A 26565-nucleotide genomic window follows, 5' to 3' on the forward strand; every position below is an offset into this window, starting at 1 on the left:
CGCGAAAATCGCTTGCGCCATCGGCAGCGCCGTTTGACACGTCGGGCAAAACAGGAGCATCTTAGTAGGATCGGGCGGGGCGTGAATGAACGCTGTCGCCGCATCCATGGGGCCCGGATCCGCGCTTCGCTTGTCCGGGACGACAGCGGTTATTGAGGCTAGGGCTTGCCTCGCTTCACAGGCGGCTTCGCACCATCCCCCACATCCACGCCTGCATTGCGCAGCAGCACCTTCGCCGCTTCCTTCGCCGCGCGCGCCATCGCGGGGTCGTCGCGCACGAGGTCCTGGGCGATGGAGCCGTCGACCAGCAGCACGAGCTGCGTCGCGAGCGCATCCGCATCGGCGACGCCGAGCTCGATCAGCCGCTCGCGAAACCAGACGCGGCGGCTTTCCTTGAAGGCGATCGCGATCTTCTTCACGGCGCGGTCGGCTGGGCCGAGCTCGGCGACCGCGTTCACGAACGGGCAGCCGCGAAAATCCCGGGCGGCGAAACGCCGTTCCAGCGAATCGAACGTTGCCAGGATCTGCTCGGCCGGCGGCTTGTCCGAGGCGCGGGGCTGCACGAAGCGGCGTTCGAGGTACGCCGCGATCAGCGCATCCTTGGAGGGGAAGTGGTTGTAGAGCGTGCGCTTGGAGATCCCGATCTCGGCCGCGATGGTATCGACGCCGATGGCGCGAATGCCTTGCAGATAGAACAGCTTGTCGGCGGTCTCGAGGATCCGCTCCTTCATCGTCTGTGGGGTCGTCGGGGGAGCCATGCGATAGCGTGCGTCCTGTTGGCTTGACAAGCGTCCACCTTTCATAGCCTAAGTACACAGGTCTGTGTAACCAAAATCAACCGATATTGCAGACGTCGGCGCGTGCGCCGCGCCCACGAGGGAGAAGAAAATGCCCCTGTTGCAGGTCCTGCGCCCGACATTGCCCATCCTGATCGGCGCTTCGATCATGCTCACCCTGAGCATGGGACTGCGGCAGTCGCTCGGCATCTTCATGCAGCCGCTCACGCATGACATCCACATTTCGATCTCGGATTTCACGCTGGCGCTGGCCGTGCAGAACCTCGCCTGGGGCTTCTTGCAGCCGCTCGCCGGCGCGATGACGGTGCGCTACGGCTTCCGCCCGATCATGATCGTGGGCTCGCTGATGTACATCGCGGGCCTCGTGCTGATGGCGACCGCGAACGGTCTCGTCAGCATCATGATCGGTGCCGGCGTGCTGATCGGGACGTCGCTGGCCTGCACTGCGGCCGCGATCGCGATGTCGGTGGCGGCACGCGCGGTCCCTGCGACGGTGCGCTCCACCGTGCTCGGCATCGTCTCCGGCGCCGGCTCGCTCGGCGCTCTGTTGTCGGCGCCGATCGGGCAGCTGCTCAACGAGGGCTTTGGCTGGCGCGTCGGGCTCGCCGGCTTCGTCATCATGTCGGTGCTGATGCTTCCGGCCGCGTGGTATGCCGGCCGCGTCGACGGGGTTCCGCTGCCGAAGCCCACGGCCGACGACATCGGCGATGCCACCGCCATGACCGCGGCGAAGACCGCGTTCGGCAATGCGTCCTTCGTGGTGATGACCTGCGCCTATCTCGTCTGCGGCATGCAGCTCGTGTTCCTCACCACGCACCTGCCGTCCTATCTCGCCATCTGCGGCCTCGATCCGATGCTGAGCGCACAGACGCTCGGCATGATCGGCGGCTTCAACGTGCTGGGCTCGCTTTTCTTCGGCTGGGCCGGCCAGCGCTGGAACAAGCTGGCGCTGCTCGGCGGCATCTACATCCTGCGCTCGCTGGCGCTCGCCTGGTACTTCACGCTGCCCGCGACTCCGGCCTCGACGCTGCTGTTCGGCGCGATCATGGGCTTCCTGTGGATGGGCGTGGGGCCGCTGGTGGCAGGCGCGGTCGCCGAGATGTTCGGCCTGCGCTGGCAGGCGATGATCCAGGGCCTTGCCTTCATGAGCCACCAGATCGGCAGCTTTCTCGGCGCCTATGGAGGAGGGGTGATCTACGACGCGCTCGGCTCCTACACCATGGCCTGGCGCATCGGCGTCGCGCTGGGCCTTGCCGGCGGCATCATCCAGGTCGCGTTCGCGCTGATCCGTCCGTCGCAGCCGCCAGCGCCGGTGTTACGGACGGCGTAGGCGGGGCGCGTGCTTATGAGCGTCCGCTTGGGAGTTTGCAACGGACGCCGGGCCTTGGGGATGAGCCTCGCATAACGCTCGATCGGAGCGGCCCCGATTAGACGTCTGGCCAGTCGTGCGGTCTCTCGTCCTTGGCTCTTTCCTCGGCCAGGAGCCGTAACAGCGTTTGGTGCCGTGCTTCGTCGCGTGACGGGTCACCTTCACTGATGGCGATCAGCTTCTCGTAACGTCTGATGTTTTCGTGGCTTATGTAGTTTTGCATTGCGCCCTCCGACGGCGGGTAGCGTGGCGCGCTGAAGCCAATATTAGCTGCCCTTTGCGCATTTGGTGCAAGGCTTATTGCTGGTCGGACGAGAAATGCCTCAGCGGCGCTGTCCTTAATGGGCGAGCGCGGCTTGGATGCTTGCCGACCCAGAATTGAGGAAGGCGGCGCTTCATCCGCCGGAGAAGTAAGCCGCCTCAGTTGGCCATGTTCGTTTGATCCGGCTCAAACGGTCTCCGCTTCCGTGGCAGACCGTGCGGCCATGTCCGACCCTGGCAAAGTCGAGAATAAGGAAGCGAGGCCGTCTCGCTTGGACGAGGCACGCCGGTTGATCGAGGAATATGCCGCCGAACTCCGAGAAGTCATCCAGAAGCTCCGCCGCAAGATGAATTAGAGCCGCTGCCAAGGCGCGAGACCCCCTCGTGCAAGCGCCGCGGTGCTTCTCATACCGCCGTAAGTCTGCGCGACGTGTACAGTGAATGCGAGCATCATGTGATCGATGAAGAGTTGGTTGATCTCAGCGGGCCTACCCAGCGCTTGCAGGAGCGACCCACCAATATGACGGATGACCGCGTCGTCATGGCCGCCGCCGAGCCGCGAGGGAAGCTCACCAACGCGCGGTGCGGCTGACAGCTCAGAGATGCCGTCGAGTGATGTACGCGAAAGGTAGAAATGAAGGGAGTGGAAGGGCTTATCGATGACGAAGCGAGGATCCTTCTTCATATCGTAGAAGTACGCTGCGCCCGAGCGGACATCGGTCCGGACGGACATACCACGCTGCCAAATCTTGCAGTTGGGGAAATCGTTGAGTGCAAGGGTTACAACATAGGCATCTGCAAGACCCATCTCGCCGGATGGGCGAGACACAGCAGCATCGACGCGGGTTTCAGTGACAGCAATCTCCGCGTTGCGCAGCGAACGCGTGATCAGCGAGACCGGTTCATGCTCCATGTGCATGAACCGCTTCACAGTCGGACCGTAGAAGCCTATTTGTGCCATATGGACCAGCTCGTCTGCAGAATTTGGCGTAGCAGATTTCAGCGGAGCCGGACGCCAATCTACGGATCCCAGTGCGGGGGTCTACACTAGCAATGGCGTCCAAAGTGGTTCTCGCAATTTCTTGAACTGGGCCCGTTGTTGACATCAACTAGCTCTGCGTCGACGTCGTCTTCCGCGCGTAAAGCCGACGCGACAATTTAGAAGCATCTCGGCTCTCGTGCTCTACGCGCAGCGCGGCGCCCCTTAGGACGCCGCGACGTTCACCTTCACGGAGACGGGCAGGGGAAGACGCAGCCCCCGGGCCAATGCCCGGCGTCTCGACGCCGGCTGTCTTTCCGGCAGCTTTCCGAACTGGGAGAGGGCTTGCATCATAGCGCATCTGACGGCTGGCTCGATCCTTGCGCAAATGAACCAGCAGAGCAGGACAAGCATGCCCAACGCGATCCATAGGGCCGAGGTGGCATCCAGGCCTGAAACGACCAGGGCGCGGATGATCGCCGTGCCAATGACGTTGTGGGTCAGATAGAGCGGATAGGCGATCAGCCCGAGCGTTCTCGAATAGGCCGGTGCTTCAGGCGAAGCGGTGCCAGCCGAGCGCCTGCTCCGGTTCGCGGCAATTGCAATGAGGAGCACCGCAGCCGCCCAGACCATGATCGGCACAAGGGCCGATTGATCCGAGATGGCGGGAATGGACATCAAAAAGAAAGAAGCAAAGAAGTAGATCTCCGCGGCGCCCGAAAGACACGTGACGGCAACCGCTACCTGTTCGAGCGCCGTCAATTGCCTGTTCGCGGAGATGAACAGCCAGATCCCCAGCGCAAAGAAGCAGCCATGCGTCAACAGGAATGCCGCGCACGGCACCCGGAACATCAGAATAACCAGATAAGGCAGGTCGGACGGCGTCGTGCAGGACAGTACGAGCAGCGCGACGGCGTTGAAGATTGCGCTGTAGACGGTGAGACCCCAGGCCAGGTGTCGCAGGGTGATTGTCTTCGTGAGCATCGCGCAAAACACGAGTCCATAGAACGCCGTCTCGGCTGCCAGCGTCCAGTAGACCTCGTCAAGCCATTGACCTGTGACCCCCTTGGGGACCATCAGCATGGCGTGGATGTAGGGCAGAATGAATTCGGATGCCGGTCCGCTCCCGAAGACAAGCAGAACGAGCAAGGTCGCGGTGGCGCACACCCAGACGGCCGGATAAAGCCTGAGCGCGCGACCGAGAAGAAACGCGGCCGGTGAAGATTGGCTCGCGGAATTCGCGATGACGTAACCGGAGATGACAAAGAAGATTTCAACGCCGACCCAGCCGAACCATGTGAAGGGCGCGGCGGACGGGTAAAGAACATCGGCGGCGACGTAGTGCTCGAAGCCCGGGACGCCAATCGAAACCCAGGCCCAGGACCAGAACATCTGGTGAAAAATGGCGACTCCGAGAGCGGTCCCGAAGCGCAGCGGATCCAGCAGGGGCAAATGGCTCTTCACGGGAATGGACCAATGTCATGCAACGATCCCGCTGGAGATATTGAATCCTTTCACTGGGCTCTTTGAGGTGGGTCACACTGCTCCGCCGCCGTCGGTCGCCCGGCCGGGATCAGCTGCTTGCAACCCCGGGCAGAACAATTGCATCAATTCCGCTCATTGATCGAACTCGGTCAGTTTCGCTCGATCTCGCAACAAGATTTGTCGCTGGGACTGCCCGATGAAGCTGAGAATGTCGCGATCCCTGAGCTCCGACAGGGCACGTGACACCGTCTCCAGCGTCAGCCCCAGATAGTCGGCGATGTCGCGGCGGTTCATGGGGAGGCTCATGACCCCCGCCGCAGTCAAGCGGACGTCCATTTCGATCAGGAAAGCCGCGACTTTCTCGATTGCCGTTTTCCTCCCGAGCAGCAGCATGTGAGTTTCGGCATGTTGAAGGCTGCCCGTGACGAGCCTGAGGATGTTGTTCGTCGCGGTCGCATCGCCACGTTCCTGCTCGACGACATTCTGGCGCTCGGTCAGGCGAACAGTCGTTTCGACGATTGCTTCGGCGGTAAACCGGTGAACTGCACCGTTCTCGACGCCGAAGATGTCACCCGGCAGATGAAAGGCCATGATCTGCCGCCGACCGTCAGCCAACAATTTATAGCTTCGAACCGCTCCGCTCTTGACCTGGTAGAGGTATTCGGTCGGCTCCGCCTCTCCAAAGATCTCGGTGCCGCGCCGATATTTGAATTCACTGCAAAACACGGCGTGGCCGGCGAGCGCATTCAATTCGCTCGAGCTTGGCCGATGAGGTGCAGCTTGTTGCTTTCTTACGAGCATTCGTTCCTCCCCCGCGTTTCAGCGGAACCTGGCTAAGGCTATGGGAAAAACCGGCAAGCACTGTTGCGGGAGATCAAATTTGATGTGGTGAGCGCGGCGGTAGGGGAGCAAGGCGAAAAGGAAAAAGCCGCCAGCTTTGGGGGCGCTGGCGGCTTGTTGGTGGGGACGTAGCGGTGGGATTGCTACGTGCTGTCCTGTTTAGCGATCTGCCGGCAGATATTGTTGATCTCAGTCAAAGCGCTCGTGCCCCGGACGCAGCGCAGCGTCACTTCGACGATGTGCTGCAGAGCGGGGGCCCATGTGTCCGCATCGCGCGTGGGACTTTCCGGGTCCAACAAAATGAAACGGGGCCCGAAAGGGCCCCGAAGGATTCAACGTTCCGCGATCTTGCTTGATCTGCTTACTTGATCTTGGCTTCGCGGAATTCGACGTGCTTGCGCGCGACGGGGTCGTACTTCTTCTTGACCAGCTTGTCGGTCATGGTGCGCGAATTCTTCTTGGCGACGTAGTAGAAGCCGGTGTCGGCCGAGGACACGAGCTTGACCTTGATGGTGACCGCTTTGGCCATGTTCAGAACCTCAGAAATGAAGGGAATCTGGAGCCGGCCAAACGGCCCGCGTTGGCCGGCAACCTAGCCAGAAACCGCCTGATGTCAAGGTTTTAGGGCCGGAAAACCACCCAAATCGGGCCCATTACGCCTCGAAGAACCGGTTTTTTGGCCGCGGCAGGCCCAGATTCTCCCTCAAAGTAGCCCCTTCATACTCTTTCCGGAAAATCCCGCGCCGCTGCAGCTCCGGGACCACCTTGTCGACGAAATCGTCGAGGCCGGCGGGCAGGAACGGGAACATGATGTTGAAGCCGTCGGAGCCGCGGCCGACCAGCCATTCCTCCATCTGGTCGGCGATGGTCCTTGCGGTCCCGACGAAGGACAGGCCGCCATAACCGCCGACGCGCTGGGCGAGCTGGCGCACCGTGAGTTTTTCGCGCGCGGCGAGGTCGACCATGCGCTGGCGGCCGCTCTTGCTGGCGTTGGTCTCGGGGATTTCGGGGAGAGGGCCATCGGGATCGAAGCCCGAGGCATCGGTGCCGAGGATGACCGAGAGCGAGGCAATGGCGCTGTCGTAGTGCACGCGGCTGTCGAGCAGCGCGCGCTTTTCCCTGGCCTCGTCGACGCTGTCGCCGACCACGACGAAGGCGCCGGGCAGAATCTTGAGGTGCTCGGGGTCGCGGCCGACCTTCTCCATGCGGCCCTTGATGTCGGCATAGAGTTTCTGGCTGTCGGCAAGGCTGCCGCCGCCGGTGAACACGGCTTCCGCCGTCTCCGCCGCAAGCTGCCGGCCGTCCTCGGAGGCGCCGGCCTGCACGATCACCGGCCAGCCCTGCACGGGGCGGGCGATGTTGAGAGGGCCGCGGACCTTGAGATATTTGCCGTGGTGGTCGAGCGTGTGCATTTTCGAAGGATCGAAGAACAGGCCGCTTTCGACGTCGCGCACGAAGGCATCATCGGCGAAGGAATCCCACAGGCCCGTGACGACGTCGTAGAACTCGCGGGCGCGCTTGTAGCGCTCGGCGTGCTCCATGTGGTCGTCGAGGCCGAAATTCAGCGCCGCGTCCGGATTGGATGTGGTGACGATGTTCCAGCCCGCCCGGCCGCCGCTGAGATGGTCCAGCGAGGCGAAGCGCCGCGCGACGTGATAGGGCTCGTCGAACGTGGTCGAGCCCGTCGCGATCAGGCCGATGCGCTCGGTGACGGCCGAGAGCGCCGACAGCAGCGTGAACGGCTCAAATGAAGTGACGGTGTGGCTGCGCTTGAGCGCGTTGACCGGCATGTTCAAGACGGCGAGATGATCGGCCATGAAGAAGGCGTCGAACTTGCCGGCCTCGAGCTTCCGGATCAGCGTTTTGATGTGTCCAAAGTTGAAATTGGCGTCCGGCCAGGCGCCGGGATAGCGCCAGGCGCCGGTGTGGATGCTGATCGGGCGCATGAACGCGCCGAGCTTGAGTTGCCGTTGTGCCATCGCGCCCTGGTCCGTTTTGTGTGACGTTCGGGAAGACATAGGCACGCCGGGGAACTCCGCCATTGGGGGAGGCGGGAAGAATTTTTTGTTTTTCGCGATCAGCTCAGCACAATCGCGTCATTCCGCGGCGCCGAGTGACGGTGCGGGAGAAGGCTTATCGAACCAATCCGCCGCCGGCGCCGACCAAGCCAAGACCTTCGCTTCCAAGGAGACTCTTGATGGCCGGCGCAATGAGCGTGGACGGCGGAATCGTCCGCATCGACCGGCCCATGCCCTGGATCGGCCGGCTGCTGTCGCTGCCGCTGCTGGCGGCGAGCGGCTATCTGCTGTGGAATGTCGCGCTCGGCCTGCGCCAGGATTTTTCCGGCTTCGGCCGGCTCGCCGACGATCTCGTGCCGGTGCTGGTGTTCACCGGCCTCGGGCTGCTCGTCGGCATCCCCGGCCTGATCCTGCTGACCTTCCGCACCTTCGTCGTGCTCAACGAGACGCTGCGCCAGATCATCATCACCCGGCAGTTCGGCCCGCTGAACATCCGCAGGCAGCGCAGTCTCGCCGACTATCATTTCATCAGCATCACCGACGACTGTGATGCGGATCTGACGACCTATGACGTCAATCTCTGCGGCAACAAGGGCACCGAGCCGATCACGCTTCAGAGTTTTACGAGGCGGGAGCAGGCGGACCAGCTCGCAAGCGAGATCGGCCGCGTCCTCAAACTGCCGGCGCGCGACTATGTCGGCACCGAGCCCGACGCCGATTGATCAGCTCAAAATATCCTTCTGCATCTTGCCGCCGTAGAAATGGAAGAACGGCACGGGTGCATCGTGGCCGAGCGGGCCGGTGGCCAGGCGCGTGTCGAGCTCGTTGAGGACGTTGCGCGTCATCGGATGCAGATCGGCGAGCGGCTTCGAGCCGAGCTCGACCCACACCAGCTCGACCAGCTCGGCGTCGGCATGGATCACGCCGTCGACGCTGTGGGCGATCGCGGAGGCGTCCGCCGTGAAGAAGCGGGTGTCGAACCGCTTGACGCGGCCGGGCGGGGTGATCGCGCGCGCGATCAGGAACAGGCTGGAGGGATCGGGCAGCAGACCCGCATCCGCAAACGGCTTCCAGGGGCCCTCGAGCCTGGGCGCCTTGCCCTCGGCCTTGCGCCCGAGGCAGAGACCGGTCTCCTCGCAGGCCTCGCGGATCGCGGCAATGGCGAGCGATTTGGCGCGCGAGGGCGGCGTCTTCGGGCTGCCCTTGGCGAGATTGGCTTCCAACTCGGACGTGATGGGGGCGGCACAGGGCACGCGATAGTCGTCCTTGTCGACGCGGCCACCGGGGAAGACGAACTTTCCGGGCATGAACACCACCTTGTCGTGGCGCTTGCCGACCAGGACTTTTGGAATGGCGCTGCTGCGATCGACCAGGATCAGCGTCGCCGCATCCTTCGGGCGGAAATAGGGATGGTGGTCGGCTTCCTTGCCCTCGTGGATCTTTGCCTTTTCCGCCTGCGCCGTATCCGTCATGTCCTCACCCAAACCGCTTCTTGCTTATTGCTTACACCGGCGGAATACCATCCGGAGGGTTGTCGTCAAAGCCGTGCATGCGCAGAGCCCATTGCAATCCGACCACGGCTCCCTTGACCGGCTGGAGCAACGCGAGCGAGGCCAGGAACGTAAAGGGCAGATAGGCCGCAAAGCTGATCCAGACCGGCGTGGTGTAATTGGTCTCGATCCAGAGGATGCTGGGCACCACGATGTGGCCGACGATGACGATGACGAGATAGGCGGGCAGGTCGTCGGCGCGGTGCGGCGTGAAATCGAGGCCGCAAGCCGAGCAATTGTCCGCCGTCTTCAGGAAGGCGCGGAACAGCTTTCCCTCGCCGCAGCGCGGGCAGCGGCCGCGAAAGCCGCGTTTCATCGCCGTCCAGAGGTCGCGCTTCTCGACGAGGCCGGTCTCGCGGGTCCATATCTTCGGCGCCGTGCTCATCGTCACCATGCCTTGCCTTTCTGTCCCTTGCCTTTTCCCTTGGGCTTCTTGCCCTTGCCGGGCTTCTTCGGCTTCGCCGCCTTGTGCTTCTTCGCCGGGCTGCGTCCGGGCTGCGCCTTGAACGAGGGGCGGCGTTGCGGGCCGGATGGCCTGCGGCCCCGCGGCGCGGTCTCGCCGGTCGACGATAGCAGCTCGAAGCGCAGCGCGCCTGCGATGGGAGCGGCCTCGATCAGGCGGACGTCGACGACGTCGCCGAGCTGATGCATGGTGCCGCTGCGCGTGCCGACCAGGGCGTGGCGGCCCTCGTCATAATTGAAATATTCCGTGCCGAGGGATCGGATCGGGATCAATCCGTCGGCGCCGGTCTCGGCCAGCTTGACGAACAGGCCGGCGCGCGTGACGCCGGAGACGCGGCCCTGGAAGCTCGAACCGATGCGGTCGGCGAGATGGTGGGCGATCAGGCGGTCGACGGTCTCGCGCTCGGCCTTCATCGCGCGCCGCTCGGTCACCGAGATGTGGGCGGCGACTTCGCTCAGGGTTTCCGGCGTCTCGCTGTCGGGCAGGGCGCCTTCGCCGAGCCCGAGCGCGCGGACCAGCGCGCGATGCACGACGAGGTCGGCGTAGCGGCGGATCGGCGAGGTGAAATGCGCGTAGCGGCGCAGGTTCAGGCCGAAATGACCGTAATTCTCTGAGGAATATTCGGCCTGCGCCTGGGCGCGCAGCACCACTTCGCTCACCAGCGGGAAGTGGTCGTGGCCCTCGAGCTGCGCCAGTACGCGGTTGAACAGCGCCGGGCGCAGCGCGCCGCTCTTGGCGAAGGGAACATCGAGCGTCTGCAGAAATTCCGCCAGCGCGTGGACCTTCTCCAGCGTCGGCTCGTCATGCACGCGGTAGATCAGCGGCAGCGACTTCTTCTCGAGCATCTCCGCCGCCGCGACATTGGCGAGGATCATGAACTCCTCGATCAGCTTGTGCGCATCGAGCCGGTCGGGGACGACGACGCGATCGACCGTGCCGTCGCTCTTGAGCAGGATCTTGCGCTCGGGCAGATCGAGATTGAGCGGATCGCGCTCGTCGCGGGCGCGCTTGACGCAGGCATAGGCGGCGTAGAGCGGCCGCAGGATCGGATCGAGCAGGGGGCCGGTGGTGTCGTCAGGCCTTCCGTCGATCGCGGCCTGTGCCTGGGCGTAGCTCAGCTTCGCCGCCGAGCGCATCAGGATGCGATGGAAGCTGTGGGAGCGCTTGCGGCCGTCCGGGCCGATCACCATCCGCACCGCGAGCGCGCCGCGCGGCTCGCCCGGGACCAGCGAGCAGAGATTGTTGGAGATGCGCTCCGGCAGCATCGGCACGACGCGGTCGGGGAAATAGACCGAATTGCCGCGGTCGAGCGCATCGCGGTCGAGCGCGGTGCCGGGGCGCACATAGAAGCTCACATCGGCGATCGCGACGTTGACGATGAAGCCGCCCTTGTTGTTCGGATCAGGGTCGGGCTGCGCATGCACCGCGTCATCATGATCTTTGGCGTCCGGCGGATCGATGGTGAGAAGCGGGACGTCGCGCCAGTCCTCGCGCCCCTTCAGGTTCGCAGGCTCCGCCGCTTCGGCTTCGTGCTCCGCCGCGGGACGGAATTGCAGCGGGATGTCGTGGGCGTAGATCGCGATCAGGCTGATCGCCTTCTCGGACTTGACCGAGCCGAGTTTCTCCTTCACGCGGCCGGAGGCGAGGCCAAATCCGCGCGAGCGGATGATGTCGACGCTGACGAGGTCGCCGTCCTGCGCGCCGTGCGTCTCGGCCGGGGCGATGTTCAGCTCGCGGTCGGCAGACTTCTTGTCGACCGGGACCAGCCGTCCGCCGCCTTCGGGCAGGCTGCGGAACACGCCGAGGATGCGGCTCCTGGTCTTGTCGAAGACCTTGATGATGTGGCCGCGATAGGCGGGGCCTTCTGCCTCGTCGGAGCGCTCGACGCGCAGCAGCACGCGGTCGCCGCTTCCGGCCGCGGTGCCGGGCTTCGGCCGGCGCGGCAGAACGATGAGGATCTTTGGCGGTTCGCCGCTTTCGACCTCGTCCCATTCGGTGGGGGAGGCGATCAACTCGCCGTCGGCGTCGCGGCCGGTGATGTCGGCGACCAGCGTCGGCGGCAGGCTGTCCGGCTCCGAGACCTTGTGGCGTTTCTTCTTGATGGTTCCGTCGTCGGCGAGCTCGCGCAGCATGCGCTTGAGCTCGACGCGATCGGCGTTCTTCAGGCCGAACTCGCGCGCAATTTCGCGGGTCCCGACGTTTCCGTGGTTTGCCTTGATGAAGGCGACGATGGCGCTCCTGTCGGGAAAGCCATGGTCATTCTTGCGTTTCACTTAACCTCTAATTCTTGATCTAAGTCTTGCCGGCACTTTTCTTGGCCGGAGCATTTGCAGGATTCTTGGTGGCGGCGGCCTTTGTCGGCGACGTCTTGGCGGTCGACGACACGGCGGCGCGCGCCTTGCTGGTGGATTCGGATTTGGCCGCGGCTTTCTTTGCGGCCGGTTTCTTTGGCTTTGGCGCGGCATCATCGCCGTCCGCGGCCTTCTCCGCAGCCTTCTTGGCCTTGGCCGGCTTGGCCGCTTTCTTCGCCTTGGGTTTTCCGCCGCCCTTGGCCGCGCGCTCGTCGATCAGCGCGATCGCCTGCGGCAGCGTGACGGTGTCCTTTTCGAACTCGGCCGGGATCGTCGCGTTGACGCCGCCGGCCGTGACGTAGGCGCCGTAGCGGCCGCTCTTCACGGTGACGGTGCCAAGCGTCGGATGATCGCCGATCGCCTTGCCCGGGTCGGCGCCGAAGCGGCGGCTCGGGCCCTTGGCGACCTTCTCGGCGATCAGCGTGACCGCGCGGTTGAGGCCGATGTCGAACACCTCGTCGCCGGCCTCCAGGCTGGCGTAGGTCTTCTCGTGCTTCACGAACGGACCGAAGCGGCCGAGACCCGCGGTGATCGGCTCACCGGTCTCCGGATGCTTGCCGATCTCGCGCGGCAGCGACAACAGCTTCAGCGCGAGCTCGAGCTCGACATCGCCCGGAGAAGTGCCCTTCGGAATGCCTGCGCGCTTGGGCTTCTCGCCTTCCTCGTAGTCCTTGGGCTCGCCGAGCTGGATATAGGGCCCGAAGCGGCCGGCCTTGACCCAGACATCGCGACCCGTATCAGGATCCTGGCCGAGCGAACGATCGGCACTGGCCTCGCCATCGGCGGCAAGCTGACGGGTGTAACGGCATTCCGGGTAGTTCGAGCAGCCGACGAAGGCGCCGAACTTGCCGGCCTTGAGATTGAGCCGGCCGTTGCCGCAGCTTGGGCACTGCCTGATGTCGCCGCCATCGGTGCGCGGCGGATAGATGTGCTGCCCCAGCATGTCGTCGAGCACGTCCAGCACCTGCGCGACGCGCAGATCCTTGATCTCGTCGACGGCGCCGATGAAGCCGGTCCAGAAGTCCTTCAGAACCTGCTGCCAGGAGATCTCGTTGTTGGAGATGCGGTCGAGCTGCTCTTCGAGATTGGCGGTGAAGTCGTATTCGACGTAGCGGCTGAAGAAGCTTTCGAGGAACGCGACCACGACGCGGCCCTTGTCCTCGCCGTGCAGGCGCTTCTTCTCCAGCTTGACGTAACCTCGGTCCTTCAGGACCTGGAGGATCGAGGCATAGGTCGAGGGCCGGCCGATGCCGAGCTCTTCCATGCGCTTGACCAGCGAGGCTTCGGAGAAGCGCGGCGGCGGCTCGGTGAAATGCTGGGTGACGGCGAGCGACTGGCGCTTCAATGCGTCGTTCGGGCTCATCGCGGGCAGGCGGCGGGAATCCTCGTCCTCCTCGTCGTCGCGGCCCTCCTGGTAGAGCGCGAGGAAGCCGTCGAACTTGACGACCTGCCCGGTGGCGCGCAGCTCCAGCGTGCGGCCGCCCACTTTCGCCGTGATGTCGACGGTGGTGCGTTCGAGCTCGGCAGATTCCATCTGGCTCGCGATGGTGCGCTTCCAGATCAGCTCATAGAGCCTGGCCTGATCGGCATCGAGCTTGCGGCTCATGCTGTCGGGGCGGCGGGACATGTCGGTCGGGCGGATGGCTTCGTGCGCTTCCTGCGCGTTCTTGGCCTTGGCCTGGTACTGGCGGGGGGCTTCCGGCACGTAGGCGTTGCCGTAATCCTCGCCGATCACCTTGCGCGCCTGGGTGATCGCGGACGGATCGATCTGCACGCCGTCGGTACGCATATAAGTAATGAGTCCGGTGGTCTCGCCGCCGATGTCGATGCCTTCATAGAGGCGCTGGGCGATGCGCATCGTGTGGGCCGGCGCAAAGCCGTATTTGCGGCTGGCTTCCTGCTGCAGCGTCGAGGTGGTGAAGGGCGCCTGCGGATTGCGCCGGGCCGGCTTGGCGTCGACCGCGGTCACCGCGTAGCTGGCTGCTTCCAGCGCCTTCTTGAAGTCCTCGGCTTCCGCGCCGGTGCCGATGTCGAGACGCTGGATCTTCTTGCCGTCGGCGCCGACGAGCCGCGCCTCGAAGGCGTCGCCGCGTGGCGTCAGCAGGGTCGCGATCAGCGACCAGTATTCGCGAGCGACGAACTTCTCGATCTCGAGTTCGCGGTCGCAGACCAGCCGCAGCGCCACCGACTGCACGCGGCCGGCCGAGCGGGCGCCCGGCAGCTTGCGCCACAGCACGGGGGAGAGGGTGAAGCCGACCAGATAATCCAGCGCGCGGCGCGCCATATAGGCGTCGACCAGCGCGCCGTCGATCTGGCGCGGATTCTTCATCGCGTCCGTGACCGCCTGCTTGGTGATGGCGTTGAACACCACGCGCTCGATCTTCTGATCCTTCAGCGCGCGCTTTTCCTTCAACACCTCCAGCACGTGCCAGGAGATGGCCTCGCCCTCGCGATCAGGGTCGGTGGCGAGAATCAGGCGATCGGCGCCCTTCAGGGATTTGGCGATATCGTTGAGCCGGCCGGCCGCCTTGGGGTCGATCTCCCAGATCATCTTGAAATTGGCGTCGGGATCGACGGAGCCGTTCTTCGCCGGCAAGTCCCGGACATGGCCGAACGAGGCCAGAACCTCGTAGGACGAGCCCAAATACTTGTTGATCGTCTTGGCTTTCGCCGGCGACTCCACAATGACGATATTCATGTAGTTCCAGTAACTTATGGGAAAATTTGGGGCCGAATTCGAAGGGATTCGGGTCGGCCCTTTCGTCCCGAACATGGGTGGTGAGGCCCTCGCTGTCAAATCGAAGGGTGTTGAAGGCCCTCCCGATGGGAAAAGTTTCATATCGAGAAAGTTGCAAAATACCACCTTGGAGTTGCGGCCGATGTAGGCGTAATGTTTCCTTGGGGCATGGATTCGGCTGGGGGGCTGGTGACTAAGCCGGGAAAGAAACGGGCGCGTGCCGCATCGGACGCGGCAGCGGGCTCGCGTCACGAGGAGCCGGGGGAGGGCGGCGTCGAGGAGGCGGTCGCCTTCATCGCCGAGCAGGCCGGGGCATTGCGCAAGCTCGCCGAGCGCCACAAGCTCGACGTGCTGCATTATCTGCTGGGCATGACCAAGCTGGAAGCCGACGAGCATCTGCGGCTGCGGAGCAAGCGCAAGCTGTCGTGAGGGCAGGATTCTAAGGTAGCCCGGATAGAGCGCAGCGGAATCCGGGCTAAAGGAGCCCTCAGGCCGATCGTCGCCTTGGTGCGGGCCGCGGCTTCAGCATGGTATCGGCCGGCGCGAGCAGGCGCCCGTCCTCCGCGCGCATTTCCAGCTTCTTCACCGGGCGGCCCTTGGCGCGATCGACCAGGATGGTCGCGATCTCCTCCGGGTGATCGTCGAACTCCTCGCTCCATTGCCGTAGCGCCACCAGGATTGGAAAGGTGCCGTGGCCCTTCGGCGTCAGCACATATTCCTGGTAGACGCTGCCGTCGGAAGCGGGTGCCGTCGCCAGAATGCCGTGGTCGACCAGCGCGCGCAGCCGCGCCGACAGGATGTTCTTGGCCATGCCGAGCTTGTTCTGAAACTCGCCGAAGCGGCGCACGCCGAACAGCGCCTCGCGGATGATCAGCAGCGACCACCAGTCGCCGATCTCCTCCAGCGAGCGCGCGATCGGGCAGGCATCGCCCTCGAAGCTGGTTCGTTTCACCATCGTCTGTCGTCCTGTCGCATTCGCCAGAATTGGGCGGCGATCACGCGTTTGTGTGGTTGCATCATAAAACCAAATGGCCTAGATGGCAATCTAGTTTTATCATGCAACTACTGGAGGCGAGCATGAGGCTGAAGGACAAGACGGCACTGATTACAGGCGGCAACAGCGGCATCGGGTTTGCGACGGCAAAACTGTTCGTGGCCGAGGGTGCGAAGGTGGTGATCACCGGGCGCAACAGGGAGACGCTGGAGGCGGCGGCGAAGGAACTAGGCCCGAACGCAATTGCGCTCGCTGCCGATGCCACCGACATCGCGGCGACCGAAGCTGCGATCAAGCAGGGCGCCGAAAAATTCGGCAAGTTCGACATCGTGTTCGCCAATGCCGGCATCGCCGGCGGCACGCCGCTCGGCTCAGCCACGCTGGACGTTTTCGAGAAGGTCATCAGCACCAATCTGACCAGCGTGTTCTTCACCGTGCAGTCTGCGCTGCCTTATCTCAACGACAACGCCTCGATCATCCTCAACGGTTCGGTGATCTCCGTGCTCGGCATTCCCGGTTACTCCGCTTACGGTGCTGCGAAGGCCGGCGTGCGGGCGATGGCGCGGATCATGGCCTCGGAGCTGTCGCCGCGCGGCATCCGCGTCAACGTCGTTGCGCCCGGCGCGATCCGCACGCCGATCTGGGGCGCCGCGATCGCAACGCCCGAGGCGGAGAAGGCATTCGAGAAGCGGATCGCGCTGACGACGCCGCTGGGGCGCATTGGTGAAACAGATCACGTTTCGAAGACGGTGCTGTTCCTCGCCTCCGACGATTCCGCGCATGTACAGGGCCAGGAAATCTTCGTCGATGGCGGCGCTGTTGCGTCTCCAAGCGGCGCGCCGATCTATCGCGGTTGATCAATCCTGGTGCAAATTGAATCGACCGGCGCAGCGGCACGCGGTTGCGCCGGCCGGTTCCCACATTTTGCGAGCTGTATTTTCTGAACCTTGCGTGACGCGTTGAACCTTCGGTTGCGCTGCCAAGACCCTTTTACGGGCAGGGGTCACGAAGACTCATTTCGATGGAGCCCGATATGCCAAAGGCAGCTCGTATTTTTTCGCCGATTTCAGCACCGCGTATTTACACCGAGAAGACCGCCGTTCCCGCCAAGAGTTCCGACACCTCCGAGTTCATCGGGGTCGCTCTTTTCTGCGGCATCGGCCTGTTCGTTTCGCTCGTCGCCGTCATCCTGGGCATTCAGGGCGCCTGGTTTTAGTTTCGCCGATCGCGCATCGGTCGATCAGCCGCCGCAGGCGATGTTGCGGCGGCTGATGATGTGCGCTTTGGCTCAGGCCGCGCGCAGGGTGGTTGCCGCCTCGAGCGCGCTTGCGAGCGACTTCTCGCGATGCTCCGGACCGACCTGGATGCCGTCGGCGGTGATGAACTCAGGGGTGTGAATGCCCATGAAGCCGAACACGCCGCGCAGATAAGTTTCCAGGTGCTCCAGCGACGCGGCGGGCGAGCCCGCGCCGTAATAGCCGCCGCGCGAGATCGCAAAGATCACGCGCTTGCCGCCGGCGAGACCCTGCGGGCCGCTTGCGTCGTATTTGAAGGTCTTCCCCGCCACCAGAACCCGATCGATCCAGGCCTTGAGCTGGCTGGGAATGGTGAAATTGTACATGGGCGCACCGATCACGACGATGTCGGCGGCCAGGAACTCGTCCAGCGCGGCCTTGCTGGCGGCGAGGTCGGGGCCGAGTTCCGCCGGCGCCGGGGCGCCTTGCGCGGCGGCGAGGTGCGAGCCGGAGAGGTGCGCGAGCGGGCTCTGGGTGAGGTCGCGATAGACGATGTCGAGCGACGGTGTCGCCTGCCTGAGGCGGTCGACGATGGCGGCGGAAACCTGCCGGGAGACGGAGTGGGGGCCGAGCACGCTGGAGTCGATATGGAGCAGTTTCATTTGGGGTCACCCTGGTATAAGTTTGTAACCAGAGCTACATGAGTGACTATCGAAATCCCCGCAAGAACGCACCTTTTTGAGCCATGGACACATATTTGAAACCGACACACACCGGTTTGCCTGCCTCACCGAGGCCGGATCCGAACCACGCCGATTGTCGCGGGGTTGCCTCCGTGCTGTCCCGCGTCGGCGACAAATGGAGCGTGTTCGTGATCATGATGCTCGGCGACGGGCCCAAGCGCTTCAACGAGCTCAAGCGCATGATCAACGGCATCTCGCAGCGGATGCTGACCCTGACGCTGCGCGGCCTCGAGCGCGACGGCCTCGTCACGCGCACCATCTTTCCGACCATTCCGCCGCGCGTGGACTATGAGCTGACCGATCTCGGCCGCGGCCTGTCGCGGCCCGTGGAGGCGCTCGGCAAGTGGGCGATGGAGCATCTCGCGCAGATCGAGGCTGCACGTGCGCAGTTCGACGAGCGCGGCGAGAACTAAAGCAGAGACACCAGGCCGCCGCCGTGGCGTTCGAGCCGCCCGGCCAGCTCGAGCTCCAGCAGCACGGTGCGCACGATCGCTGGTGAGGCGCCGGACATCCGCACGAGATCGTCGATCGTCACGGGGGCAGGGCCGAGCAGGCCGGTGATCTGGTCGCGGTCGTGTCCTTGCGGATCGCTTTCGAACGGCTCGCTGTCGGGCTCGCTCGCGGTGCGCATCAGCGGCCGCTCCATGATCGGTGCGACCGCGTTGATGATGTCGGCAGCTTCCGTGACCAGCGTTGCGCCCTGCTTGATCAGATCGTTGGCGCCGGCGGCGCGCGGATCGAGCGGGGAGCCCGGCACCGCGAACACCTCGCGGCCCTGTTCGGCAGCCATGCGCGCAGTGATCAGCGAGCCCGAACGGTGCGCCGCCTCCACCACGACGACGCCGAACGCGGCGCCCGAGATCAGCCGGTTGCGGCGGGGAAAATCGCGGGCGCGCGGCTCGTGGCCGAGCGGCATCTCGGAGATCGCTGCGCCCTTGTGATCGAGGATCGAGGCCAGCAGATCGCCATGCTCGGGCGGATAGATGCAATCATGCCCGCCGGCGAGCACAGCGATCGTGCCGCTCTCGATACTGGCGCGATGCGCGGCCTGGTCGACGCCGCGGGCGAGGCCGGAGATGACGACGAAGCCGGCTTCGCCGAGCTCGCGGGCAAGCTGGCCTGCGAATTTCAATCCGGCGCCGGAGGCGTTGCGCGAGCCGACGATGGCGATCATCGGCCGCATCAGGGTTTTGGTGTCGCCGCGCACGGCGAGCAGTGGAGGCGCATCGTCGATCATCGCCAGCCGCGCCGGATAGCCATCCTCGCCGGGCGCGAGCCAGGCGATGCCGACCTTGCGGCTCGCGGCGAGCTCGGCCTTCGCCTCGTCGGCGCTGCAAATGCGCGCCGATCGCTGCGCACCGCCGCGGCGCGCGAGATCAGGCAAGCGCTCCAGCGCGGCGCGCGCCGTGCCGAAATGATCGACCAGGGAACGGAAGGTGCGCGGCCCGACATTGTCGGACCGGATCAGCCGCAGGCGGTCGATCCTGTCAGGCTCGGTCAGCTCCACGCTCGGGTTGATGGCGTCCACGGCGGCTCCTTGCAGGCACAGCATGGAACAACCTGAGGGCGTGGGCAACAGTGGCGTGCGCTTGCGCGACCTCGCTGCGATGCTAAAAGCGATGTCAAGTTGCCGGTTCTACCCAACACTCAGGAGGGGCAGCGTGCCGCCGCGTTCCCTCAAAGCGGATATAAAGAAAGCCGACGCAAGCGCTAGAATTTCTAATCGAATGGCAGTCCGGCGCGATTTTCTTGTATACACTGTCTCGCGTCGTTCTTGGAGTGCCACGCATGCCAGTCAATCAAGAAATTAAGCGTAAGGTTCGCGCTGAGCTTTTTAAAAGCGCTACTGCTGGAAAATTTCTGACCTACGCTGATTTTTTTGATCGGATGCATCCCGGCGACAAGATGGGCTCATTCCCCTACACCGATCACTTCGATGAGATAGCTAAAGAAGAACGCAGCGGCAACTATCCAGACATTACATTTCTCGTTCACCGAAGTGGCGATGCTCCCCAGTATCCATCGCAAGTCGATTTCAGACCGTTTGATCCTACTGACAAAAAGCAATTGGATAGTTTGCGAACAGGCACGGATTCCCTAATTGCTTTGTATTGCCCACCAAACACTCCAAATCCCTATCGGTAACGGCGCCCTCCCTATGATGAGCCGGCCGTAAGGCTCAAGTAACACGGGCTGAAGGAAAACAAGCATCAAATCACCAATAAGCTGGCGAGCGGCACATTCCCGGCCGGCTCGGTCAGCTCCACGCTCGGATTGATGGCGTCCACGGCGGCTCCTTGCGGGCACAGCATGGAACAACCTGAGGGCGTGGGCAACAGTGGCGTGCGCTTGATCAGGCTTCAAAAGCACGACCGGAAGACCCGCCGCGGTCGACGGGTCTTCCGCGAACCTCTTCGCTTAGCGGGCGTGCGCCGCCTGGGGAACGCCGACGCTGCCACGCGAGACGCGAGCGTCAAGGCTGAGCGCACCGGCGCCGAAGGCAAAGATCTGCAGCAGGCCGCCTGCCATCATCACGTTCTTGAGGAAATGGATCATTTGATTCTGGTCGGCAAAGTTGCTGTGAAAGGCGACCGCTGCTGCGAGTGAGAATACGGCGAGCGCCAGCGCGATCGATCGCGCCTGATAGCCAGCGATCAGCAGCAAGCCGCCACCGAACTCGACAAGAACTGCGACCGCATATGCCAACGGGGGCACAGGCAATCCCGCAGAGGCGATATAGGTGGTGGTCGCGCCATAAGCGGCGAGCTTGCTGAAGCCACTCATTGCGAAAGGGAGACCGATCAGCAGCCGGCCAACGAGGGAAGCATAACGGGTCGTATCCACGATAGTCGCTCCTGTACTTGGTTGAGGTCAGACGCTGTGACGCACAAGCACTTGTGGCCTGGAAGAAAGTGCGCGCCGTAGGCCCTGCTTTGTGTCTTCAAATTCGCTCGATCGAATTGCGATCGAAATAGAAATGATTGAAAATTACTGTTTCCATTTTTGACCTTATTGGCGCGACGTCGCGGAGACGAATGCTCTGGTCGAGCCGTAGGTCTCGGTTGACTGCACGCATGTATCGATCGCGTCTACGTGCGCTTGCGCGACCTCGCCGCGATGCTAAAAGCGATCCCAATAAGAAGGGTTTTGCCATGATCTCACTCGCCGACCTCCAGCGCCGCATTGAAGCCGGCGAGCTTGCGCCCGATGATGCCATCGCCCAGTCGCACGCGGCGATCGAGGCCAGGGAGAAGGACGTCCGCGCCTTCGTCCGTCACGACAAGTTGGCGAAGGCGCAAGCCTCCGGCCCGCTGCGCGGCATCGCCGTCGGGATCAAGGACATCATCGACACCGCCAACATGCCGACCGAGATGGGCTCGGAGATCTATCGCGGCTGGCAGCCGCGCGCCGATGCGCCGGTCGTCATGATGCTGAAGCGGGCGGGCGCCACCATCATCGGCAAGACCACGACCACGGCATTCGCCTCGCGCGATCCTACGGCGACGCTCAATCCGCATGATCTCGGCCATACGCCGGGCGGCTCGTCCTCGGGCTCGGCGGCCGCCGTCGGCGCCGGCATGATCCCGCTGGCGCTCGGCACCCAGACCGGCGGTTCGGTGATCCGGCCCGCCGCCTATTGCGGGACTGCCGCGATCAAGCCGTCGTTCCGGATGCTGCCGACGGTCGGGGTGAAATGCTATTCGTGGGCGCTCGACACGGTCGGCCTGTTCGGCGCCCGCGCTGAAGATCTCGCGCGCGGCCTTTTGGGAATGACCGGTCGCACGGAGTTTTCCGGCATCGTCGCGGCAAAAATGCCACGCATCGGCGTGGTCCGGCAGGAATTCGCCGGTGCCGTGGAGCCTGCCGCCGAACAGGGGCTGCAAGCCGCGATCAAGGCCGCGACGCGGGCCGGCGCCAGCGTGCAGACGATCGATCTGCCCGAAGGAGTGCAGGAGGCCTGGCGTATTCATCCGGTCATCCAGGATTTCGAGGCGCATCGCGCGCTCGCCTGGGAGTTTTCCGAGCGTCACGACGAGATCGCGCCGATGCTGCGCGCCAGTCTCGATGCCACCGTCGGCCTGACGCCGAAAGACTACGACGACGCACGCCGGATCAGCCGTCGCGGCCGCCGCGAGCTTGGCGAATTGTTCGAGGGTTTCGACGTGCTCCTGACCTATTCGGCGCCGGGCACGCCGCCGGCCAAGGAGTTCGCCTCCACCGGCGACCCCCGTTACAACCGGCTCTGGACGCTGATGGGCAATCCTTGCGTCAACGTGCCGGTGCTGAAAGCCAATGGCCTGCCGATCGGCGTGCAGGTGATCGCGCGCTTCGGCAACGATCCCGGCGCACTCGCTGCGGCGTGGTTCCTGGAGGATGCGCTGGCGAAATCAGGCTAGCGCCAGTTCGGCGGTGGGCGGAGCGCGTTGGGCCTCCGCAGCCGTCGCGCCTTGCCCGAGCCAGCGCTCGGCGGCCTCGCGGCCGCTCCGGTGCAGCGCGCGAATGAAGCCGCGGCCGAGATCGGTCGATGAGCGTTGCGCCAGGCCGTCGACGAAGTCCTCGGCTGCGATCCTGGAGAGCCGCAACGACGATGCGGCGTGCGATTGCGCCCATGCGATCGCCGCGATCTCGGCATTGAGGGCGGCGTTGGCCGCGATCTGGTCCAGCCTGCGGTCGATGGCGGCAAGTGTGATCGGCACGTAGCTGTCGCGCGCCGGCGTGACCTGCACGAGCAGGATTTCGGTGCTCGTCGTGTCCTGCGCGAGCCGCAGCAGGGGCGGATTGCTGCCGAGGCCGCCGTCCCAATAAGCCTCGCCGTCGATCTCCACGGCGCAATGAACCAATGGCGGACAGGTCGAGGCCAGCGCGACGTCGGCGGTGATGGCGTCGTTGCGGAAGATCTGCTGTTGTCCGTCGCGGATCCGCGTCGCCGCGATCAGGAGCTTCGGGCACCGCGCGTCGCGCAAGACGGAAAAGTTGATGTCGCGCGACAGCGCCTGCCGCAGCGGATCGAGATCGAACGGATCGAACTGGCCCGAGCGCAGCGTCGGGCCGAACGCGACCGAGCTTCCCGCTGGCGAAAAGCCGCCGATCAGCATCAACGACCGGAACGAGGCCTCGTGCATCAGCCGGATCCAGAACCGGTTCAGCCGCGAGCGGGCGCCTTCACGGCCGCCTTCCGCAAAGCCGGAGGCGAGCAGCAGCGCATTGATGGCGCCGGCGCTGGCGCCGCTGATGGTGTCGATCGCGATGGAGGGCTCTTCGAGCAGCCGTTCCAGCACGCCCCAGGTGAAGGCGGCGTAGGTGCCACCGCCCTGGAGCGCCAGCGAGAGTTTTCGCGGCGGACATTGGCTGGCGCGTGGCGGCGCGGGCGCAACGGGCGCCGCTACGGTCACGATCCCGGGCGGCGGCGCATGTGCGACGGATTCGGGATGTGGTGGCGGGAGACGGGCCGGCTCCGGCATGGGAGGCGGCGAGGGCGCATCGGACCAGATGTTGGTCGCCGAGAGCAGCCGGCTTGCCGCGGTGCGTGCAGCACCGTGCGAACCGACTTCGTCTTGCGCGCCAACAATCTTCTCGCTCATTCTGAGCAACCGCGTAACGCCACTTCCCCTGTCAGGATGACAGGCATGGAACCGTTCGCCAATACAATCGCGATTCGGCCGCAAGTTGCGAACAGGATTTGGCACATAATGCGGAAAGGGCGCGGCGATATCCGTACTTTTTCCGGCCTTACGCCGTCTCGCCGATCCGGCTTTCCTTGCCCGCTTGCAATCGCTTGATGTTCTCGCGATGCGCGTAGAACAGCAGCAGCGTCAGCACCACGGCCAGCGCTGCAAGTGCGAGATGGCCGAACCACCACAGGAACAGCGGCGTGATGAAGGACGCCACCAGCGCCGAAAGCGAGGAATAGCGGGTGGTGAAGGCGGTCGCCAGCCAGAGCAGGCAGAACACCAGTGCGGCGGGCCAGAACAGCCCGAGCAGAATGCCGATATAGACGGCGACACCCTTGCCGCCTTTGAATTTGAGCCAGACCGGGAAGAGATGGCCGAGGAAGGCGCCGAGGCCGGCCACCATGGCGGCATTGGGCCCCGCGATGTAGCCTGCGATCACCACGGCCACGGTGCCCTTGAGCGCGTCGAGCAGCAGGGTGCCCGCGGCAAGGCTCTTGCGTCCCGTGCGCAGCACGTTGGTGGCGCCGATGCTGCCGGAACCGATCGAGCGAATATCCTGCGTGCCCGCCAGCCTGGTGAGAATCAGCCCGAACGGAATCGAGCCGAGCAGGTAACCGATGACGAAGGCCACCGGCAGAAACAATTCAAGCGCCATGTCTGCAAATTCCCTGGCTGCAGCTCCGCACGTCAGACATGCTCATAGACCGTCCGTCCGCCGACAATGGTGCGCACCACGCGGCCCGTAAAGCGCGCTTCGTCGAACGGGGTGTTCTTGCAGGGCGATTTGAGGTCGGCGGGATCGACGATCCAGGGCACATCCGGGTCGATCACGATGACGTCCGCCGGGCTGCCTGTGCGCAGGGTTCCGCCCGGCAGCCCCAGGATCTCGGCCGGCCGGGTCGACATCGCCCGGATCAGCGTCTTCAGGTTCAGTTCGTCATTGTGCACGAGGCGAAGGCCTGCCGGCAGCATGGTCTCGAGCCCGATGGCCCCGGATGCTGCTTCCGCGAACGGCAGGCGCTTGACCTCGACGTCCTGCGGATTGTGGTCGGACATGATGACGTCGATGAGGCCGGAAGCCACGGCCGCGACCAGCGCGCGGCGGTCGTCCTCGGTGCGCAGCGGCGGCGACAGCTTCAGGAACGAGCGGTAGGGACCGATGTCGTTCTCGTTCAGCGCCAGATGATTGATCGAGGCCGAGGCGGTCACGGCGAGGCCGGCGTCGCGGGCGCGCTTGAGGATTTCGAGCGAGTCGATGCAGGTCAGCGACGCCGCGTGATAGCGGCCGCCGGTGAGCGCGACGAGACGCATGTCGCGTTCGAGCATCACGGCCTCCGCGGCATTCGGGATGCCCATCAGGCCGAGCCGCGAGGCGAACTCGCCCTCGTTCATCACGCCTTCGCCGACGAGATCGGGATCCTCGGTGTAATGCACGATCAGCGCGTCGAAATCGCGGGCGTAAGTCAGCGCGCGGCGCATCACCTGCGCATTGGTCACGCTCTTGTCGCTGTCGCTGAAGGCGATCGCGCCGGCGGCCTTGAGGAGGCCGAACTCGGTCATCTCCTCGCCGTGCATGCCCTTGGTGAGCGCCGCCATCGGCTGGATGTTGACGATCGCGGTGTCGCGGGCGCGCCGCATCACGAAATCGACGGTCGCCGAGTTGTCGATCACCGGAGACGTATCGGGCTGGCAGATGATGGTGGTGATGCCGCCGGTCGCGGCGGCCTGGCTCGCGGAGGCAAAGGTCTCGCGGTGGCTGAAGCCGGGCTCGCCGACGAAGGCGCGCATGTCGATCAGGCCGGGGGCCACGATCTTGCCGGCGCAATTGACGACGTCGGTGCCCTCGGGGACGCCGGCAGCTCCAATGCCGCGGCGGGTCTCGCGGATGATGCCGTCGGCGATCAGGACGTCGCCGGGGCCGTCGAAATCCCTGCTGGGATCGACGACGCGGGCGTTGGCGAGCAGGATGGGACGGCGGTCAGTCAGCATGAGCATCACGCGTTCGGCAAATTGCGGGCGAGCGCTTCGAGCACGGCCATGCGCACGGCCACGCCCATCTCGACCTGTTCGCGGATCAGCGATTGCGCGCCGTCGGCGACCGCGGTGTCGATCTCGACGCCGCGGTTCATGGGGCCGGGATGCATGACGAGGGCGTCCGGCTTGGCGTAAGCGAGCTTCTTCTGGTCGAGCCCGAAATAGTGGAAATATTCGGAGGTCGACGGCACGAAGGAGCCGTTCATGCGCTCGCGCTGGAGCCGCAGCATCATGACGATGTCGGCGCCGTTGAGCCCCTCGCGCATGTCGCGCGCGACCTCGACGCCCATCCGCTCGATGCCGGGCGGTAGCAGGGTGGAGGGGCCGACGACGCGGACGCGGGCGCCCATGGTATTGAGCAGGATGATGTTGGAGCGCGCGACGCGCGAATGCAGCACGTCGCCGCAGATCGCGACCACGAGGCCCTCGAGCCGGCCCTTGTTGCGGCGGATGGTGAGCGCGTCGAGCAGCGCCTGGGTCGGATGCTCATGTGCGCCGTCGCCGGCATTGATCACGGAACCGTCGACTTTTCGGGCCAGCAGTTCCACCGCGCCGGAGGCGTGATGCCGGACCACCAGGATATCCGGGTGCATGGCGTTCAGCGTCATCGCGGTGTCGACCAGCGTCTCGCCCTTCTTGATGGACGAGGAGGACACCGACATGTTCATGACGTCGGCGCCGAGCCGCTTGCCGGCGAGTTCGAACGAGGACTGGGTCCGGGTCGAGGCCTCGAAGAACAGGTTCACCTGCGTCCGTCCACGCAGGACGGTGCGCTTCTTGTCAACCTGGCGGTTGAGCTCGACATATTCTTCGGACAGGTCGAGGAGGCCGGTGATGTCGGCCGCGGAAAGGCCCTCGATGCCCAGCAAATGCCGGTGGCCGAGGACGAAGGTCGATTTCGATGTCATTAAAGCGAGAGCTATAGGCGGGGATGGCCGGGGGGGCAAGGGCCAATGCCGGGGCGGGGAGTTATCCCCCGATCTGTCACCTTGTCGTCGGTGCGGGGCGATGCGAAGCATCGCACGATCATGCGGGCT

The 26565-nt window shown here is 64.5% G+C and carries 26 protein-coding genes; 8 read left to right on the forward strand and 18 right to left on the reverse strand.

From position 1 onward, the window contains the following. Positions 1 to 158 precede the first annotated feature (158 nt). Entirely contained in the window at positions 159 to 758 is a 600-nt protein-coding gene (locus tag NR187_RS17085; protein ID WP_256807100.1) for a TetR/AcrR family transcriptional regulator, read from the reverse strand. A gap of 130 nt (positions 759 to 888) precedes the next feature. Here NR187_RS17085 and NR187_RS17090 point away from each other — a divergent pair, with 130 nt between their 5' ends. Then, entirely contained in the window at positions 889 to 2127 is a 1239-nt protein-coding gene (locus NR187_RS17090; RefSeq protein WP_211385859.1) for an MFS transporter, read from the forward strand. A gap of 652 nt (positions 2128 to 2779) precedes the next feature. On the opposite strand, the gene NR187_RS17095 is transcribed toward NR187_RS17090, so the two are convergent. The 5 genes from NR187_RS17095 to NR187_RS17115 all read right to left on the reverse strand — a co-directional run bounded on the left by NR187_RS17095 (position 2780) and on the right by NR187_RS17115 (position 7710). Beyond that, positions 2780 to 3388, reverse strand: a complete 609-nt coding sequence (locus NR187_RS17095) for a hypothetical protein (RefSeq protein WP_256807101.1) — start codon at positions 3386 to 3388, stop codon at positions 2780 to 2782. A 243-nt stretch (positions 3389 to 3631) separates the two neighbouring features. Further along, entirely contained in the window at positions 3632 to 4870 is a 1239-nt protein-coding gene (locus NR187_RS17100) for an acyltransferase (RefSeq protein ID WP_256807102.1), read from the reverse strand. Positions 4871 to 5023: 153 nt separating this feature from the next. Next, positions 5024 to 5692, reverse strand: a complete 669-nt coding sequence (locus NR187_RS17105) for a helix-turn-helix domain-containing protein (RefSeq protein ID WP_256807103.1) — start codon at positions 5690 to 5692, stop codon at positions 5024 to 5026. A 400-nt stretch (positions 5693 to 6092) separates the two neighbouring features. Beyond that, the gene (gene rpmG, locus NR187_RS17110) at positions 6093 to 6260 is read right to left on the reverse strand and encodes a 50S ribosomal protein L33 (RefSeq protein ID WP_007603295.1); all 168 of its coding nucleotides are present in this window, start codon (positions 6258 to 6260) and stop codon (positions 6093 to 6095) included. Between the two features lie 124 nt (positions 6261 to 6384). Beyond that, a complete protein-coding gene (locus NR187_RS17115) occupies positions 6385 to 7710 on the reverse strand; it encodes an LLM class flavin-dependent oxidoreductase (protein WP_211385862.1) in 1326 nt (441 codons plus the stop codon). Positions 7711 to 7928: 218 nt separating this feature from the next. Here NR187_RS17115 and NR187_RS17120 point away from each other — a divergent pair, with 218 nt between their 5' ends. Further along, a complete protein-coding gene (locus tag NR187_RS17120; protein ID WP_211385863.1) occupies positions 7929 to 8471 on the forward strand; it encodes a hypothetical protein in 543 nt (180 codons plus the stop codon). Here the strand turns inward: NR187_RS17120 and NR187_RS17125 are convergent, their stop codons facing one another. From NR187_RS17125 to topA, 4 genes are read right to left on the reverse strand one after another with little or no spacing between them, the layout of a single operon-like run. Beyond that, positions 8472 to 9221 (reverse strand): NUDIX hydrolase, encoded by a 750-nt coding sequence (locus NR187_RS17125; RefSeq protein WP_211385864.1) that lies wholly within the window; start codon positions 9219 to 9221, stop codon positions 8472 to 8474. 31 nt (positions 9222 to 9252) lie between these two features. Beyond that, complete coding sequence (locus NR187_RS17130) at positions 9253 to 9693, reverse strand: DUF983 domain-containing protein (RefSeq protein WP_211385865.1); 441 nt, start codon at positions 9691 to 9693, stop codon at positions 9253 to 9255. Then, a complete protein-coding gene (gene rnr, locus NR187_RS17135) occupies positions 9687 to 12035 on the reverse strand; it encodes a ribonuclease R (protein WP_256807104.1) in 2349 nt (782 codons plus the stop codon). The genes NR187_RS17130 and rnr overlap by 7 nt, the downstream gene beginning before the upstream one ends. A gap of 19 nt (positions 12036 to 12054) precedes the next feature. Beyond that, the gene (gene topA / locus NR187_RS17140) at positions 12055 to 14811 is read right to left on the reverse strand and encodes a type I DNA topoisomerase (RefSeq protein WP_256807105.1); all 2757 of its coding nucleotides are present in this window, start codon (positions 14809 to 14811) and stop codon (positions 12055 to 12057) included. A 228-nt stretch (positions 14812 to 15039) separates the two neighbouring features. On the opposite strand from topA, the gene NR187_RS17145 reads away from it, so the two are divergent. Next, positions 15040 to 15279, forward strand: a complete 240-nt coding sequence (locus tag NR187_RS17145; RefSeq protein ID WP_211385868.1) for a hypothetical protein — start codon at positions 15040 to 15042, stop codon at positions 15277 to 15279. Between the two features lie 58 nt (positions 15280 to 15337). Here NR187_RS17145 and NR187_RS17150 read toward each other — a convergent pair whose 3' ends face one another. Further along, a complete protein-coding gene (locus NR187_RS17150; RefSeq protein WP_211385869.1) occupies positions 15338 to 15805 on the reverse strand; it encodes a helix-turn-helix domain-containing protein in 468 nt (155 codons plus the stop codon). Positions 15806 to 15927: 122 nt separating this feature from the next. On the opposite strand from NR187_RS17150, the gene NR187_RS17155 reads away from it, so the two are divergent. After that, positions 15928 to 16701 carry an SDR family oxidoreductase gene (locus NR187_RS17155; RefSeq protein WP_211385870.1) on the forward strand — a complete coding sequence of 258 codons (774 nt, stop codon included), beginning with the start codon at positions 15928 to 15930 and terminating at the stop codon, positions 16699 to 16701. 176 nt (positions 16702 to 16877) lie between these two features. Continuing rightward, positions 16878 to 17060 carry a hypothetical protein gene (locus tag NR187_RS17160; RefSeq protein WP_256807106.1) on the forward strand — a complete coding sequence of 61 codons (183 nt, stop codon included), beginning with the start codon at positions 16878 to 16880 and terminating at the stop codon, positions 17058 to 17060. Between the two features lie 72 nt (positions 17061 to 17132). Here the strand turns inward: NR187_RS17160 and NR187_RS17165 are convergent, their stop codons facing one another. Further along, entirely contained in the window at positions 17133 to 17741 is a 609-nt protein-coding gene (locus NR187_RS17165) for an FMN-dependent NADH-azoreductase (protein ID WP_211385872.1), read from the reverse strand. Between the two features lie 83 nt (positions 17742 to 17824). On the opposite strand from NR187_RS17165, the gene NR187_RS17170 reads away from it, so the two are divergent. Then, positions 17825 to 18235, forward strand: coding sequence for a helix-turn-helix domain-containing protein (locus NR187_RS17170; RefSeq protein WP_211385873.1), 411 nt, complete (start codon positions 17825 to 17827; stop codon positions 18233 to 18235). On the opposite strand, the gene dprA is transcribed toward NR187_RS17170, so the two are convergent. Then, entirely contained in the window at positions 18232 to 19374 is a 1143-nt protein-coding gene (dprA, locus tag NR187_RS17175; protein WP_256807107.1) for a DNA-processing protein DprA, read from the reverse strand. The two genes, NR187_RS17170 and dprA, sit on opposite strands and share 4 nt — an antisense overlap. Positions 19375 to 19610: 236 nt before the next feature. Between dprA and NR187_RS17180 the strand changes: the two genes are divergently transcribed. Beyond that, the gene (locus tag NR187_RS17180) at positions 19611 to 19967 is read left to right on the forward strand and encodes a hypothetical protein (protein WP_256807108.1); all 357 of its coding nucleotides are present in this window, start codon (positions 19611 to 19613) and stop codon (positions 19965 to 19967) included. Between the two features lie 273 nt (positions 19968 to 20240). Here the strand turns inward: NR187_RS17180 and NR187_RS17185 are convergent, their stop codons facing one another. Further along, positions 20241 to 20666, reverse strand: coding sequence for a DoxX family protein (locus NR187_RS17185; RefSeq protein WP_256807109.1), 426 nt, complete (start codon positions 20664 to 20666; stop codon positions 20241 to 20243). Positions 20667 to 20974: 308 nt separating this feature from the next. Here NR187_RS17185 and NR187_RS17190 point away from each other — a divergent pair, with 308 nt between their 5' ends. Beyond that, positions 20975 to 22219 carry an amidase gene (locus tag NR187_RS17190; RefSeq protein ID WP_256807110.1) on the forward strand — a complete coding sequence of 415 codons (1245 nt, stop codon included), beginning with the start codon at positions 20975 to 20977 and terminating at the stop codon, positions 22217 to 22219. On the opposite strand, the gene NR187_RS17195 is transcribed toward NR187_RS17190, so the two are convergent. The 4 genes from NR187_RS17195 to NR187_RS17210 form a co-directional block, all read right to left on the reverse strand. Then, a complete protein-coding gene (locus tag NR187_RS17195) occupies positions 22211 to 23404 on the reverse strand; it encodes a patatin-like phospholipase family protein (protein ID WP_256807111.1) in 1194 nt (397 codons plus the stop codon). The two genes, NR187_RS17190 and NR187_RS17195, sit on opposite strands and share 9 nt — an antisense overlap. Before the next feature lie 148 nt (positions 23405 to 23552). Next, positions 23553 to 24149, reverse strand: coding sequence for a glycerol-3-phosphate 1-O-acyltransferase PlsY (plsY, locus tag NR187_RS17200; RefSeq protein WP_211385877.1), 597 nt, complete (start codon positions 24147 to 24149; stop codon positions 23553 to 23555). 32 nt (positions 24150 to 24181) lie between these two features. After that, positions 24182 to 25483: a dihydroorotase gene (locus NR187_RS17205; RefSeq protein WP_211386079.1), complete on the reverse strand. Its 1302-nt coding sequence runs from the start codon at positions 25481 to 25483 to the stop codon at positions 24182 to 24184. Between the two features lie 5 nt (positions 25484 to 25488). After that, positions 25489 to 26436, reverse strand: a complete 948-nt coding sequence (locus NR187_RS17210) for an aspartate carbamoyltransferase catalytic subunit (RefSeq protein ID WP_015685626.1) — start codon at positions 26434 to 26436, stop codon at positions 25489 to 25491. Between the last annotated feature and the right edge of the window lie 129 nt (positions 26437 to 26565).

Source organism: Bradyrhizobium sp. Bra64 (genome assembly GCF_024519875.1).
Lineage (GTDB): Bacteria > Pseudomonadota > Alphaproteobacteria > Rhizobiales > Xanthobacteraceae > Bradyrhizobium > Bradyrhizobium japonicum_G.